The organism is Chryseobacterium ginsenosidimutans, from assembly GCF_039536845.1.
In the GTDB taxonomy this organism is placed as follows: domain Bacteria; phylum Bacteroidota; class Bacteroidia; order Flavobacteriales; family Weeksellaceae; genus Chryseobacterium; species Chryseobacterium ginsenosidimutans_B.
In genome coordinates, this window is the sequence record NZ_BAAAZJ010000003.1 from 1,293,262 (window position 1) to 1,307,223 (window position 13,962).

13 protein-coding genes are annotated in these 13,962 nt (G+C 34.6%); 7 read left to right on the forward strand and 6 right to left on the reverse strand.

The window, feature by feature from the left end; translation table 11 throughout:
- Positions 1-4: 4 nt before the first annotated feature.
- The 7 genes from ABD745_RS06050 to ABD745_RS06080 all read left to right on the forward strand — a co-directional run bounded on the left by ABD745_RS06050 (position 5) and on the right by ABD745_RS06080 (position 8,933).
- Entirely contained in the window at positions 5-1,393 is a 1,389-nt protein-coding gene (locus tag ABD745_RS06050; protein ID WP_344826727.1) for a glucoamylase family protein, read from the forward strand.
- A 234-nt stretch (positions 1,394-1,627) separates the two neighbouring features.
- Positions 1,628-2,335, forward strand: a complete 708-nt coding sequence (locus ABD745_RS06055) for a carboxylesterase family protein (protein WP_344826730.1) — start codon at positions 1,628-1,630, stop codon at positions 2,333-2,335.
- 113 nt (positions 2,336-2,448) lie between these two features.
- On the forward strand, positions 2,449-4,776 hold the full coding sequence (gene bglX, locus ABD745_RS06060; RefSeq protein ID WP_344826733.1) for a beta-glucosidase BglX: 2,328 nt from the start codon (positions 2,449-2,451) through the stop codon (positions 4,774-4,776).
- Positions 4,777-4,865: 89 nt separating this feature from the next.
- Positions 4,866-5,276, forward strand: a complete 411-nt coding sequence (locus tag ABD745_RS06065) for a hypothetical protein (protein WP_344826735.1) — start codon at positions 4,866-4,868, stop codon at positions 5,274-5,276.
- A gap of 367 nt (positions 5,277-5,643) precedes the next feature.
- Positions 5,644-6,549, forward strand: a complete 906-nt coding sequence (locus ABD745_RS06070; protein ID WP_344826738.1) for a helix-turn-helix domain-containing protein — start codon at positions 5,644-5,646, stop codon at positions 6,547-6,549.
- A gap of 87 nt (positions 6,550-6,636) precedes the next feature.
- The gene (locus ABD745_RS06075) at positions 6,637-7,638 is read left to right on the forward strand and encodes an aldo/keto reductase (RefSeq protein ID WP_344826740.1); all 1,002 of its coding nucleotides are present in this window, start codon (positions 6,637-6,639) and stop codon (positions 7,636-7,638) included.
- A 104-nt stretch (positions 7,639-7,742) separates the two neighbouring features.
- Positions 7,743-8,933: an MFS transporter gene (locus ABD745_RS06080; RefSeq protein WP_344826743.1), complete on the forward strand. Its 1,191-nt coding sequence runs from the start codon at positions 7,743-7,745 to the stop codon at positions 8,931-8,933.
- Positions 8,934-9,094: 161 nt separating this feature from the next.
- Here the strand turns inward: ABD745_RS06080 and ABD745_RS06085 are convergent, their stop codons facing one another.
- The 6 genes from ABD745_RS06085 to ABD745_RS06110 all read right to left on the reverse strand — a co-directional run bounded on the left by ABD745_RS06085 (position 9,095) and on the right by ABD745_RS06110 (position 13,761).
- Complete coding sequence (locus ABD745_RS06085; protein ID WP_344826746.1) at positions 9,095-9,487, reverse strand: DoxX family protein; 393 nt, start codon at positions 9,485-9,487, stop codon at positions 9,095-9,097.
- A 57-nt stretch (positions 9,488-9,544) separates the two neighbouring features.
- Positions 9,545-10,318, reverse strand: coding sequence for a DUF1223 domain-containing protein (locus tag ABD745_RS06090; protein ID WP_344826749.1), 774 nt, complete (start codon positions 10,316-10,318; stop codon positions 9,545-9,547).
- 118 nt (positions 10,319-10,436) lie between these two features.
- A complete protein-coding gene (locus ABD745_RS06095; RefSeq protein WP_344826752.1) occupies positions 10,437-11,204 on the reverse strand; it encodes a LytR/AlgR family response regulator transcription factor in 768 nt (255 codons plus the stop codon).
- The gene (locus ABD745_RS06100; protein WP_344826755.1) at positions 11,185-12,327 is read right to left on the reverse strand and encodes a sensor histidine kinase; all 1,143 of its coding nucleotides are present in this window, start codon (positions 12,325-12,327) and stop codon (positions 11,185-11,187) included. Before ABD745_RS06100 ends, ABD745_RS06095 begins: the two co-directional genes overlap by 20 nt.
- Positions 12,328-12,337: 10 nt before the next feature.
- A complete protein-coding gene (locus tag ABD745_RS06105; RefSeq protein ID WP_344826758.1) occupies positions 12,338-12,778 on the reverse strand; it encodes a hypothetical protein in 441 nt (146 codons plus the stop codon).
- On the reverse strand, positions 12,778-13,761 hold the full coding sequence (locus ABD745_RS06110) for a heme-binding domain-containing protein (protein WP_344826760.1): 984 nt from the start codon (positions 13,759-13,761) through the stop codon (positions 12,778-12,780). The genes ABD745_RS06105 and ABD745_RS06110 overlap by 1 nt, the downstream gene beginning before the upstream one ends.
- Positions 13,762-13,962 lie beyond the last annotated feature (201 nt).

The following is a 13,962-nucleotide window of genomic DNA, read 5'->3' on the forward strand; positions in this document are numbered from 1 at the left end:
TTATATGAAGCTAAGTATAATATCAATTTTAAGTGTTCCTATATTTTTTGTTTCCTGCAAAAATTCCCAAACAACCAAACAAGAGGTTTCAAAAGCTGAAGTGGTAAAAAGTAGTATTACCAACGAACAATTAATGGACAGAGTTCAGAAAGATGCTTTGAAATACTTCTGGGATTACGCGGAACCACATTCCATGTTGGGAAGAGAGCGCTATCATGAAGACAATATCTATCCGGATAATGATAAACACGTTGTTACAACGGGTGGATCAGGATTTGGCTTAGCAACTATTTTGGTCGGAGTTGAAAGAGGTTTTGTTCCAAGAAAAGATGCGGTGAAACGATTGACTATAATGATGGATTTCCTTGCAAAGGCAGACCGTCACAAAGGAGCTTGGTCACACTGGATCAATGGGGAAACAGGGAAGACGGTTCCTTTTGGTAAAAAAGATAATGGCGGAGATTTAGTGGAAACAGCATTTTTAACTTCAGGAATTTTAATGGTTCGTGAATATTTCAAAAACGGAAACGCTGAAGAAAAAGCTCTTGCCCAAAAATGTGACGAACTTTGGAAAGGAATTCAATGGAACTGGTACACAAAAGGAGGCGAAAAAGTTTTATATTGGCATTGGTCACCGGAGTATCAGTGGGAAATGAATTTCCCATTACAAGGCTATAATGAATGTTTGATTACTTACATTTTAGCTGCTTCATCACCTACTTATTCAATTGATGCCGAAACGTATTATAAAGGCTGGACAAGAAACGGAACTTATCTTTCAGACAAAGAAAAATATGGATTACCAATGTATGTAAAACATAATGGAGCTGAAGAATATGGCGGACCTTTATTTTGGACACAATATTCTTACATAGGTTTAGATCCAACCAATTTATCTGATAAATTAATTAAAAATTACTTTGATTTAAATAAAAATCAAGTTCTTATCGACTATAAATATTGCATTGAAAATCCAAAAAAATGGAAAGGTTACGGACCAAATTATTGGGGATTAACAGCTAGTTATTCAAGAAATAATGATGGAAGTGTTGGTTACGACGCACATTTTCCACAAAATGATCATGGTGTAATCTCTCCGACAGCGGCTTTGAGCAGTTTCCCATATTCACCCAAAGAATCAATGGACTTTTTGAGATTCATTTATACTCAAAAACCTGAATTTATAGGTTCTGCAGGACCTTACGACGCAACTTCAATCAATTATAATAATTGGACGACTCCAAGATATTTGGCGATCGATCAGGGAACAATTGCTCCAATGATTGAAAATTACAGAACAGGATTTTTATGGAAATTATTTATGAATGCTCCTGAAATCCAACAAGGATTAAAGAAATTAAGCTTTAAGTCTGAAAAGTATAACATTAAGTAATATTTTTAGGAGCTATTTCCCGCTTTCCGCACTCGCTATTTTTTTGGTTTCGGTGGGGGGAAAGCCGCCGCCGAAACCCAGAAAATGAGCTCAAACAATTGCTGCAATCGGGGCTAGTTAATATCGGTCAACCTTGACAAGGCTCATAAAATAATCAATAAGAATGGGTTTTAACCCGTTTAAATAAAAAAGAATTAATTAAATTGGCTGTAGCCAAAGCTTAAAAATTCTCATATGAAATTAAAACTAAAGCATATCCTTCTTTTACTTCTGCCATTTTCTCTAAGCCTAAACGCTCAGGAAATTAAAGGAGAATTGAACAAAGAAGTCAAAAGACAGGAAAAAATTTCCTACATATTGGATTATCCTCAAAATACAAAAGGAAATGTTCCTTTGATTGTGTTTCTTCATGGCTCGGGTGAAAGGGGAACTAATCTTGAAATTGTAAAGGCTCACAGCCCTTTTACCTATAAAAATCTAATCAAAGAACCTGTTGCTATTTTAGCGCCCCAATGTCCCGAAAATATGTGGTGGGATACGGAAACAGTTTATAATTTGATTAAAGAAATTCAGGCAAAATATAAGATTGATGCTTCCAGAATTTACCTTACCGGACTTTCAATGGGAGGTTGGGGGACGTTGAAATTGGCAATGGAACATCCTGAAATGTTCGCTGCTGTAGTTTCAGTATGTGCTCCGACGGATAGAGTAATGGAAGCAAATATCGATCAGTACAAAAATTTGAACATCAAAATATTTCATGGCGGAATGGATGATGTAGTTTTACCTGAAAATGCTCTTAATTTTTACCAAAAATTACACCCGGTCAATCCAAATGCAGAATTGACAATTTTTCCGAATGACAATCACAATTCTTGGGATTCAACCTATTCAAATCCTAAGCTATATGAGTGGATGCTGTCAAAAAGAAAAGCAAAATAATTGTTATTTAGAAAGTAAAGCATAAAACCTTTGCTGAGTGAAACGCCTTTGTGTTTAACCAGTCAAAAAATTAAAATAAAAACAGAACTATAATTTATAACGAAGATAGATTTATGAAAAAGTTAATTGTAATTGCAACTTTAGCACTTGCTCCGATGTTTTCGGCGCAGGAAATGGTAACGAAGCCCGTTCAGTCTTATCAGACGGCTCAATATCAGGCTAAAAAGAAAGCTTTTGTAGATAATCTTTTGTCGAAAATGACTTTAGATGAAAAAATCGGACAGCTGAATTTACCAAGTTCAGGCGATTTTACTACAGGTTTGGCTAAAAGTTCCGATATCGGAAAAAAAGTTGAACAAGGTTTAGTCGGTGGACTATTCAACATAAAAGGTGCTGATAAAATCAGAGCCGTTCAGAAAGTTGCTGTTGAAAACAGCCGTCTGAAAATTCCATTGATTTTTGGGATGGATGTTATTCACGGTTATGAAACAACTTTTCCGATTCCACTAGGTTTAGCAGCTTCTTGGGATATGAATCTGATTCAGCAGTCTGCAAGAGTCGCAGCTAAAGAAGCTTCTTCTGACGGGATCAACTGGACCTATTCTCCCATGGTGGATATTTCCCGCGAACCAAGATGGGGAAGGGTTTCTGAAGGTTCGGGTGAAGATCCGTATTTAGGAAGCGAGGTTGCTAAAAATATGGTTTATGGTTATCAAGGTAAAGATTTATCTCAAGGAAATACAATTTTGGCTTGTGTAAAGCACTTTGCATTGTATGGAGCAGGTGAAGCGGGTAGAGATTACAATACAGTTGATATGAGCCACGTGAGAATGTTCAATGAATATTTTCCACCTTACAAAGCGGCTGTTGATGCAGGCGTAGCTTCTGTGATGGCTTCTTTCAACGAAGTTGACGGAGTTCCTGCAACAGGAAACAGATGGCTGCAAACTGAAGTTTTAAGAAATAAATGGAACTTCAAAGGTTTTGTAGTGACCGATTACACCGGAATCAACGAAATGGTTGACCACGGAATGGGAGATCTTCAGCAGGTTTCGGCTTTAGCTTTAAAAGCAGGGATCGATATGGATATGGTGGGTGAAGGATTTTTAACGACACTTAAAAAGTCTTTATCAGAAGGAAAAGTAACTCAGGCTGAAATCGATACTGCAGCAAAACGAATTCTTGAAGCAAAATATGACTTAGGATTATTTACAGATCCTTACAAATATGGGAATGCAGCATTAGCGGCAAAAGAAGTTTACAGCATGGAAAACAGAAATATTGCAAGAAATGCTGCAGCTCAGTCAATGGTTTTAATGAAAAATGATAATCAGGTTCTTCCTTTGAAAAAATCAGGAACGGTGGCGGTGATTGGTCCATTGGTAAATAATTCTTTAAACATGGCGGGAACTTGGAGTGTTGCCGCTCAACATGCAAAATCAGTTAATTTAATGCAGGGTTTGCAGGAGAATTTCGGAAAAGAAGTGAAATTCCTTTCTGCTAAAGGTGCAAACATCGATTATGATGCAAAATTGGAAGATATTTATGCAGCTCACGGTAAAAAAACCGACAGAGATAATCGCTCAAAAGAAACTTTATTAAAAGAAGCGGTTGATGTTGCCAACAAAGCAGACGTCATTGTTTTAGCGATCGGAGAATCTGCAGAAATGAGCGGGGAATCTTCTTCAAGAACGGAGATTACTATTCCACAATCTCAGGTAGATTTGTTAAACGAATTAAAAAAGACAGGAAAGCCAATAGCAATGGTACTTTTCACAGGTCGTCCATTAGCCTTGACGAATGTAAAAGATACGCCTGATGCAATTCTTAATGTTTGGTTTGCAGGTTCAGAAGCTGGAAACGCTATTTCTGACGTTCTTTTTGGAAAAGTAAACCCTTCAGGGAAATTACCAATGACTTTCCCAAGAAGTTTAGGACAGGTTCCGATTTATTATAATGCTAAAAATACAGGTCGTCCATTAGACCAAAAATTAGTTGATAAATGTGAGTATCAGAGATTCCGTTCAAACTATATGGATGAGTGTAATACACCTCTTTATCCGTTCGGATATGGATTGAGCTATACAAAGTTCAATTATTCTGATGTGGCGGTTTCTGATGTAAATCCAAAAGGAAATCAGTCAATTCAGGCTTCAGTGACGGTAACAAACTCTGGAAACTACGATGGTGCTGAGGTTGTTCAATTATACATCAGAGATATGGTGGGAAGCATTACAAGACCTGTAAAAGAGTTAAAAGGATTCCAAAAAGTGATGTTGAAAAAAGGAGAATCTAAAAAAGTAACTTTCGATATTACTCCTGAAAGCTTGAAATTCTATAACGGAGATTTGAAGTATGATTGGGAATCTGGAGAATTTGATATCATGATTGGTACAAATTCCGAAGATGTAAAACATTCAAAAATCAACTGGACAAAATAATATTTTAAAGCCACTCATTTTGAGTGGCTTTTTCGTATCTTAGAATCAGATTATCTAATACCAAATTGAAAACATTAAAAAATTAAAATATGAAAAAAACAATTTTATTCAGCGCGATGTTCCTTGGTTCTTTGGTTTTTGCGCAAAAAGCTCCGATGGTCGGAGGTGACAAAGATGTTCATGGCTGCAAAGGTTCTGCAGGATACACTTATTCACAAATTAAAAATGATTGTGTAAGAGTTTTTGAGCAAAAAATTAAATTAAATGAAGTAGGCTCGGATAAAGGATATACCACAATGACGGCAGTTATTTTCAGTAAAGACATGAAAAAAGCTGAAATTTTCATTCCGGATGGAGCTGCAAAAAGCATTATTCTTACAAGACAGGGAAAGGGTAAGCTCTGGAAAAGTGGAAGCCATATTAAAGAAAGCTATGTTTTAGTTCCTTACAAGAAAACGCGCTATCAAATTAAAAAAGATGATGTAGTAATCTACCAATAAAAACTCGGTTTCAAAATAAATAAAACCATTCGTAAAGAGTGGTTTTGTTGTTTTATAAATAGTTTCCCGAAAAACACATACTCCAATTATCATTTCGACGAAGGAGAAATCTTCACTCACTCATTCATTATTATTAATAATTTTAGAAGCTATTTCCCGCTATCCACTCATACTCCTCACGCCAACGCTCTCCAAGCCTAAACCCTTCAGCTTTCCAACACCAGTTGCGGGGTAACCGTTTCTATCGGGGCTAATTTAGAAACAGAATATAAACGAAAGTGAAAAATTAGACAAAGCTCTCAAATCATTTTATCAATTGTAATTATTTTATGATTCAAATTCTGTTTGAATTTTATAATTTTGGATCATGGAATCCAGAGAATCAATAAAAGGTTTTTATGAGCGAAATGCTCAAAATAAAGGTTTGCAATGCATTAAAACTCCCGGAGTTGGGCATTTTAATGTATTTTCGCGTGAAAATTGTTCATCCATTACGCCTTATAGCAGGAGAGACTACTATAAAATCTCGTTAATTATAGGAAAAGGTAAGCTTCATTATGCAGATAAATGGATTCATGTGGATAAACCGGCTTTATTATTTTCAAATCCTGTAATTCCCTATTCCTGGGAGGCAGAAGATGAAAATCAAAAGGGGTTTTTCTGTCTTTTTACAGACCATTTTTTATATGATGGAAACCGTTTGGGAACACTTCAGGATTCGCAGCTTTTTAAAGTTGGCGGAACTCCGGTTTTCTTTATTGATGAGCAACAACAGAAAACTGTAAGTGATATCTTTACTAAAATGATGACCGAAATTCAGTCGGATTATCTGCATAAATATGATATGCTTCGGGCTTATCTCCATCTTTTAATCCATGAAACGATGAAAATGCACCCTGCAGAAAATTTTGAACCTTATCAGAATGCTTCACAAAGAGTTGCCTCTTTATTCATGGAGTTGCTGGAAAGGCAATTCCCGATCGACAGTCCGGAAAGATTTTTAAGATTGAAAAGTCCGGTTGATTATGCAGAAAGTTTATCCATCCATGTAAACTCATTAAACCGCTCTGTGAAAGAGATTACAGGAAGAACAACGAGCCAGCAGATCACGTCAAGAATCATTCAGGAAGCGAATGCTTTGTTGAAACACACCGATTGGAATGTCTCAGAAATTGCCTACGGATTAGGTTTTGAAGAACCCGCTTACTTCACCAATTATTTTAAAAAGCAAACCGGAATAACTCCGAATACAGTAAGAAACGCTGTTGTTTGAATTTTATAATTCTTCGTTTGAATTCTATATTATAATCGATGGATTTCTGTTATAATTTTGTCTTATCAATTTAAAATCACAGTTATCATGAAATTTAGAAAATTAGGAAAAACAAATGAGCAGTTATCTGCTATCGGTCTGGGATGTATGGGAATGAGTTTTGCATATGGACCGGCTGACGAACAGGAAAGTATCAATACATTACACAAAGCTTTGGACTTAGGAGTGAACTTTTGGGACACAGCAGATATGTATGCAAACGGAGAAAATGAAAAACTGATATCAAAGGTTTTGGTTCCGAATCGTGATAAAATTTTTATTGCTACAAAATTCGGATTCAGGTTTAAAGATGGAAAAGCAAGTCACAGTGGAGCTCCCGGAACTTATTTTGACGGTTCACCGGAATGGATCAAGAAAGCGGTTGATTTAAGTCTTCAAAGATTAAAAATTGATGAAATCGATTTGTATTATGCTCACAGAGTTGATCCGAATATTCCTGTTGAAGAAACGGTCGGAGCAATGGCAGACTTGGTAAAAGCGGGAAAAGTAAGATATTTAGGATTGTCAGAAGCTTCTGCAGAATCCATCAGAAAAGCGAATAAAATTCATCCGATTGCAGCTTTGCAGTCAGAATATTCATTGTTGACAAAAGATGTTGAAAAAGAAATTTTACCGACAATCAGAGAGTTGGGAATTAGTTTGGTTCCATATTCTCCTTTGGCGAGAGGGCTTTTCTCGAATATTAATGATGTTCAGAATTTTGGAGATGAAGATTTCAGAAAATCTCTGCCTCGTTATCAGGAAGAGTATCTTGAAAATAACAGAAATTTAGCCAAAGAAATCAATGAATTTGCTCAATCTAAAGGTGTAAAAGGAACTCAGTTAGCTCTTGCCTGGGTATTGAATCAAGGTGAAGATATTATTCCGATTCCGGGAACAAAACGTATTAAATATTTAGAAGAAAATATTGCCGCTGTCAATATTGAGCTTTCTCAATCAGATCTGGAAACCATCGACGCTATTCTGAAAAAATATCCAAATATTGGAGAAAGATACAGCGAAGGTTCCATGAAATTAGTAAACAACTAAAAACTATTTATAAAATTCAGATTTCTGAAAAATTTTAACAGAAATCTGAGTTTTTAATGAAAAGATTTAATGAAAAGATTTAATGAAAAGATTTAATGAAAAGAATGGTAACACTCAAAGAAAAAAATAAAGCTATTGCTACAATTTTAGCATTTGCTGTAATTCCGATGTCGGGTTTGGCGACGGATATTTATCTGCCTTCAATGCCAAGTATGGCGACAGAACTGCATCAGACGGAAAGCAATATTCAGCTTACTTTATCGATATTTTTAATCAGTTACGGATTGACACAGTTTTTCGCCGGAAGTATTGTAGATTCATTCGGAAGATACAAGGTGTCAATGATTTCATTGGCGTTGTTCGTTGTTTCATTCTTAATTACAGCAACTACACAAAATATTTTTGTAATCTATGCAATGCGTGTATTACAAGGGATGTTATCAGGATTCGCCGTCGTTTCAAAACGGGCATTTTTTGTCGATGTTTATGAAGGTGAAGCAAGGAAGCATTATCTCAGTATCATGACGATCGTTTGGTCGGTTGGTCCTATCATTGCGCCTTTTATTGGTGGATATTTGCAGAAAAATTTCGGATGGCAGTCAAATTTTTATGTTTTGGCAGGGTATAGTTTGCTGCTTTTGATTTTAGAATTTATATTTTCCGGTGAAACATTAAAAAAGAGAAATCCTTTTCGTCTGGAATTCTTATTGAAGGAATATAATTCTATGTTTAAAGCAAAAGATTTCTTCTATGGAATGGTAATGTGCGGATTGAGCTATTCAATGATTATGTTTTTCAATCTGTGTGGTTCTTTTATTATTGAGCATAAAATGGGTTATTCTGAAGTTGTTGCAGGCTATGTCTCATTAATTCTCGGTTTTGCATGGATGACAGGTGGATTTTTAGGAAAAGCATTAATCAATAAAGCGTTTTTACCTAAAATTCGTTACGCCAACTTTATCCAAATATTTTTAATTATTTTGATGTTTTTGGCTTCCTATTTTTCAAATAATATTTACAGTCTGGTTGCATTTGCATTTTTGATTCATGTGACTGCGGGATTTATTTTTAACAATTATTTCTCTTACTGTATCGGAAGATTCCCGAATTCTGCAGGAATTGCAGGCGGTTTGACAGGGGGAATTGCTTTCATTATCACATCAGCGATCAGTTACGGAATTGTTGCAATCATCAGACCTCAAATTCAGTTACAGGTTGCAGAAGGTTATTTTGTACTTGGAATTTTAGGATTACTTGTTTTAATGATGGTCAAATTAAGAAAAGCTCATGCTTAAATCATTAAGAAATTTATAAAGATTTATATTTTCTACTCATAATTTTCAACAATAAATCCTCTCATTGCTGGGAGGATTTATTTTTAACATAAGTCTGAAAAGTTAATATTTGTTTTGTTAAAGACGAATGTATTTTGTTTTTACTTTAAAATTTAATTAAACTAAGCTTCTCCAAAAATTAATTCTGGAGTGTGCAGTTTTCTAAACATAAAATAAGTGATTGAAAGTACCGTGAATGCTACAATTGCATCAATCGTTGACGGAAAACCAAGCACGGCGATTTTTGAAAAGAACGCAAAAGTGATGTCGAAAAACATTCCTGCGAAAACCCATTCTTTCAATCTCAATAATCTGTTGGGAAGTAATAAAACCAGAATTCCGGCTAATTTAAATACTCCTAGAATATAGATAAAATGCGATGGATAGCCTAATTGCAAGGTGATATCCCAAACTACAGGATTTTTTGTCAGTTCAAAGAAGCCGCTTGCTCCAAACCATAATGACATAAAAATTGCTCCTGACCAATAGATGATTTTTGTTGTTTTTGTTTTCATTTTTTTAATGTTTTAAGTTGTTACTGTTTTTATTTTGAATATTTGCGAAGAATAATTTTAAAAAGAAGCCTTTGCAGAGCCTAGAATTTCACCGGATTTTACATTCTGAATCATTCCGATTATTTCCCAGTCGTTGGTATTGAAATTTTCAGGAAGTTTGAAACTCGTCGTTCCTTCTGTCGAATTTTTTAAAGAAATCTGATTTTGCTGATGAACAATCTGCCAATGGATCAAGTGACGACCTTCGTTTTCACCTTTTTGTACGTTTGTAGATGATTTTTTTTCGACAAGCGTTATAAGAAGTTTGTTTTGTGAATAATTTTCTACAGTTTTGAAGTTTACATTAATTTCTTTCTCAGAAACTTTGGCAGATAAATCAACTTTAGCATTTTTCGTATTAAATAAAGCTGTCTGAATCGCACTTTCCACTGCATTGCGGTCGGAACCTACAAACTCTTTTTCACCATTGACAACCAGTTGAGGTGTGTAAACCTGTGAGCGTAAAGTTTGACTGTATTGCTGTTGGCGTTTAGAGTTTTCGACGCTGCTGAATTTATCTTTCCAGCCAAGATTATTCCAGTAATCGACGTGATAGGCGAGGATGTAAACAGGTTGATCTTTGTATTGTTTTTCAATTTCGCCCATTAGTTGATCGGCGGGAGGACAGCTCGAACAACCTTCTGAAGTGAACAATTCCAAAACGGCAAAACCGTTGTTTTCTGAAGTTAAATTTTTAGGAGTCTCTTCAGTTTTACTGTTATAAGCAAAAGCAGAAACGATGAACATTAATGCTGCAAAAGCGGCTGTTCCTATTAAATTTTTAAGTACCATTTCTTTTAATTTTATTCAAAAGTAAATACCTTTCCGGCGCAAAAGAATACAAAAAAGGTTCAGCCGGACAAAATGAAAGGTGAACCTGTATAATATAAAGTTGAAAATTTTCAGAAGCTTAGCGGTCTTCCAGCCACGTAAAAAAACTGTGTGTTTTTTCTTTGTTAATAAGAAGTTTTTCAGCAGTTTCTATCGTTAATTTAACCAATATTTTACGCTGAAAATAATGTTCCATTTCTTTAATTGCTTTAAAATTGACCAAATATTGTCGGTTAATTCTGAAAAATTGTTTCTCGGAAACCTGTTCGGCGACCTGTCCCAAAGATTGAGTTAACTGAAACTGTTCTTTATCAAAAGTTACAAGATGTGTAATCTCGTTGTGAATGTAGAAATAGGCAATGTTTTCCGTGAGAATTGTTGTGTATTTTTGATTTTTAAAGACCAAAAAACTACTCTTGCCCGCAGATTGCGGCTGACTGATTTTTTGTAAAAGAGATTCCAGATCCGGTAATTCGTTTTTTTGGAAGAATTTCTTTAATTCATCAACTTTCCTCAACGCTTCAGCAATGTCTTCTCTTGAAAAAGGTTTCAATACATAATCGACCCCTTTGCTTTTAAAAGCATCCAGCATATATTGGTCGAAAGCGGTACAAAAAACTACCGGACAGGTAATCTCCACCTGCTTGAAAATTTCAAACGAAAGTCCGTCCGACAGATGGATGTCCATGAAAATAAGATCGGGCTTTACATCTTTTGATAAAGCTTCGACGCTCATTTCAATACTGTCGTAAACTCCAAGAATTTTGGCGTCTGGTTTTAATTCTGATATTAAATTCTGAAGAGATTTCGCAGCTCTGAATTCGTCTTCAATGATGATTATATTCATGGATGAGAGGTAGTTTTATTTGAAATATTTTTTCGTCTGAATTAATTTGAATTTCCTGTTCTAATAAGTGTTTGTAACGCAATTTTACATTGTCCAGTCCGATTCCTAATGAATCTTCTGTCGTCATTTTCTTTTGAATAGGATTTTCAATAACAATTCTATTATCTGAAGTATAAATTTTTATGTGTAAAGGCTTACTTTGTGAAACAATATTATGCTTGATGCAGTTTTCAACTAATAATTGTAAGGTAAATGGCGGAATTAAAGTTTTTAAAACTTCATTATTTAATTCGTTAGTCAATGTAATTCCTTCACCAAAACGTGCTTTTTGCAGAAAAATATACGAATCGATAATTTTCATTTCTTCCTGAACAGTAATTAAATCCAATTTTCTGCTTTCTAATGTAAAACGATAAAAATCAGACAATTTCATAATGAAATCGACGGTTTCGGAGTCATTCGTTTCAGCCATCGATTTTAAAGTATTTAAGCTGTTGAAAAGAAAATGTGGATTAATTTGTTGTTTTAATAACTCAAACTGAGCTCCCAAATTATCGCTTTTTACTTTTTCTAATTCCAGTTGAACCTGTTGTCCGGTGTAATTATTTTGAAGTAAAGTTAAAAACATATAGCATACAAGATTGATCAAAATCCCTCTGACTTCGACCATCAGCATTGCCGCACCGAAATTGATGTGTGATAAAATAAGTTGTTGAATCCATGCCAGACAAAACATGACAACCATTCCGAAAGCCAGAACAACCATTAATCTTGAATAGGATATTTGTTGCCTCTTTTTTTCTGAATTTCGATTGAGCAAATATATGTTAAGATACCACATGATGATGGAAAAAGCCGCTGTGATAGCCGAGTTTACTACGGCTTCCTTCCAGTTGAAAGCATGAGAAGCGAGTTGTGGAACCGAAGATAATGCTCCTAAAAATATGGAACTTATCCAGATGATGGTTTGTGAAATTTTTATTTTTTGCTGCTGCATGAGAACTGCGAATTTTAAAAATGTTAAGTTAATATTTTTAAGTGATAATGTGATTGCCTGGTCATTATTGATTTTAACAGACAATCCGAAGCCGATTTCCCGACTCCAGATTGAAAAATACCTCACTTTACTTTTATTATGGTCTTACGACAGGTTTGTAACTCATTATATATTTAATTCTTTCTTCTTTATTGAATTGATTATTTTCTTTTTCAGATGAATTTTGAATTTGATAGAAAATCTTTCCGTTTTTATCGGTTTTAAGAGTTTCAACACTTAGTAATTCTCCTGTAATTGTACCTCCGATATATTGCGGATTTTCGTGATATTTCCAGGTTACTAATTTTAATTCAGAATCTGGTTTTGGTTGATGAATTTCACTTTGTAATGATTGTAATGCTTCCTTATTTCCATACAAAGCGGATGATGTTTCTTTTGTAGTATTTAATGAAGTTGAAATAAATTTCAAATTTCCCGGATCAAAAACAACTCTGTGCAAATTTTTATCGGGTTCATCAATTTTACATGCCGTAAATATTGCACAAACTGATACAATGATAAATAATATTTTTTTCATTATTTCTGAAGGTTTTTAATTAATCTTTCCGTATTTATTTTCATGGGAACATCAAATAGATATCCTGTTTTTTCGGCTAATTGTCGATGGCAGGCAATGCAGGATTCTTTGGCAAATGAAGCTGTTTTTCCTGTCGGATGAAGATCTTTTCCTGAAAATTTCGCAAATCCCCAACCTTCTGTATCGGTATATTTTTTTGAATCTTTTACCATGAATTGCGCATTTACAAATTCTCCTGCTCTTACTTCTCCATCAGATAATTTTTCCTGTTTCCAAACTGATTTTACCACGATACTTCCGTTTGGCCAAGGATGAAAATCTTCCGTTTCAATGGCTTTTACGGCAATATCATTTCCATAAATTACACGAATTGAATTATCGAAAAGTGTACTCATGCTAATGACTTTCCAGTTTTTATAATCATCAGTATATTTTACACCGTTTGGCGAAACCGGAAATTTTGATGGTGTATTATTTTCTTTAATTTCAATATTTTGATGAATATTTTTCAGTTCATTTTTTACAGGAGCAACACTCGATAATGAAAGTGTATATTTTTTAATTACATCAATATCTTTTTGTGTGATTTTTGCTGACGGATGAAGAATTGTATATTCGTGAAGTGGCATTTTTCCGCTTTGCATCATGTTGAGAATAGCATATATTTTTCCCTGATGTTCGCCTGCCGAATAATTCCATTCGGAGAAATTAAGAACTTCTCTCGCTCTTTTTACATCTTTGTTCACTACCCAAGAAATCGGGGCAATTTTATCATACCAACTCAAATTTTGTTGATTCGAATGACAATTAAAACAAGAATTTTCCAGAATTGCCAAAACTTTGTGAGGTGCTTCAATCTTTTTTGCGACAGGTTTCCCTTCTAATGGCTTGTTAAAAAGCTGTAAAATGGCAAAGATTCCTAAAGCCGTCAAAAATATAATGGCTATCGGTTTTATTGCTCTTTTTTTCTTTACTGAGTCCATAATGATTTATTTTTATGGCTCAAAAGTAGTTTGTTGAAGGATGTTTCGGAATGGGAAATTAGGTGAGCCGGGCAAATCGAAAGGTGAAAATGGAATTTTAAGAGTTTAAAATTTAAATGGAGGTTAACCTTGTAACTGATTTACATATTCTTATTTATAAATTTTCATAACGGATTCCCACAATTATTTAATAAAATATGT

Excerpts from the sequence above, each read along its gene's own strand:
- ABD745_RS06050 (WP_344826727.1), top strand. The coding sequence starts at position 5 with ATGAAGCTAAGTATAATATCAATTTTAAGTGTTCCTATATTTTTTGTT.
- ABD745_RS06055 (WP_344826730.1), top strand. The coding sequence starts at position 1,628 with ATGAAATTAAAACTAAAGCATATCCTTCTTTTACTTCTGCCATTTTCT.
- bglX (WP_344826733.1), top strand. The coding sequence starts at position 2,449 with ATGAAAAAGTTAATTGTAATTGCAACTTTAGCACTTGCTCCGATGTTT.
- ABD745_RS06065 (WP_344826735.1), top strand. The coding sequence starts at position 4,866 with ATGAAAAAAACAATTTTATTCAGCGCGATGTTCCTTGGTTCTTTGGTT.
- ABD745_RS06070 (WP_344826738.1), top strand. The coding sequence starts at position 5,644 with ATGGAATCCAGAGAATCAATAAAAGGTTTTTATGAGCGAAATGCTCAA.
- ABD745_RS06075 (WP_344826740.1), top strand. The coding sequence starts at position 6,637 with ATGAAATTTAGAAAATTAGGAAAAACAAATGAGCAGTTATCTGCTATC.
- ABD745_RS06080 (WP_344826743.1), top strand. The coding sequence starts at position 7,743 with ATGGTAACACTCAAAGAAAAAAATAAAGCTATTGCTACAATTTTAGCA.
- ABD745_RS06085 (WP_344826746.1), bottom strand. The coding sequence starts at position 9,487 with ATGAAAACAAAAACAACAAAAATCATCTATTGGTCAGGAGCAATTTTT.
- ABD745_RS06090 (WP_344826749.1), bottom strand. The coding sequence starts at position 10,318 with ATGGTACTTAAAAATTTAATAGGAACAGCCGCTTTTGCAGCATTAATG.
- ABD745_RS06095 (WP_344826752.1), bottom strand. The coding sequence starts at position 11,204 with ATGAATATAATCATCATTGAAGACGAATTCAGAGCTGCGAAATCTCTT.
- ABD745_RS06105 (WP_344826758.1), bottom strand. The coding sequence starts at position 12,778 with ATGAAAAAAATATTATTTATCATTGTATCAGTTTGTGCAATATTTACG.
- ABD745_RS06110 (WP_344826760.1), bottom strand. The coding sequence starts at position 13,761 with ATGGACTCAGTAAAGAAAAAAAGAGCAATAAAACCGATAGCCATTATA.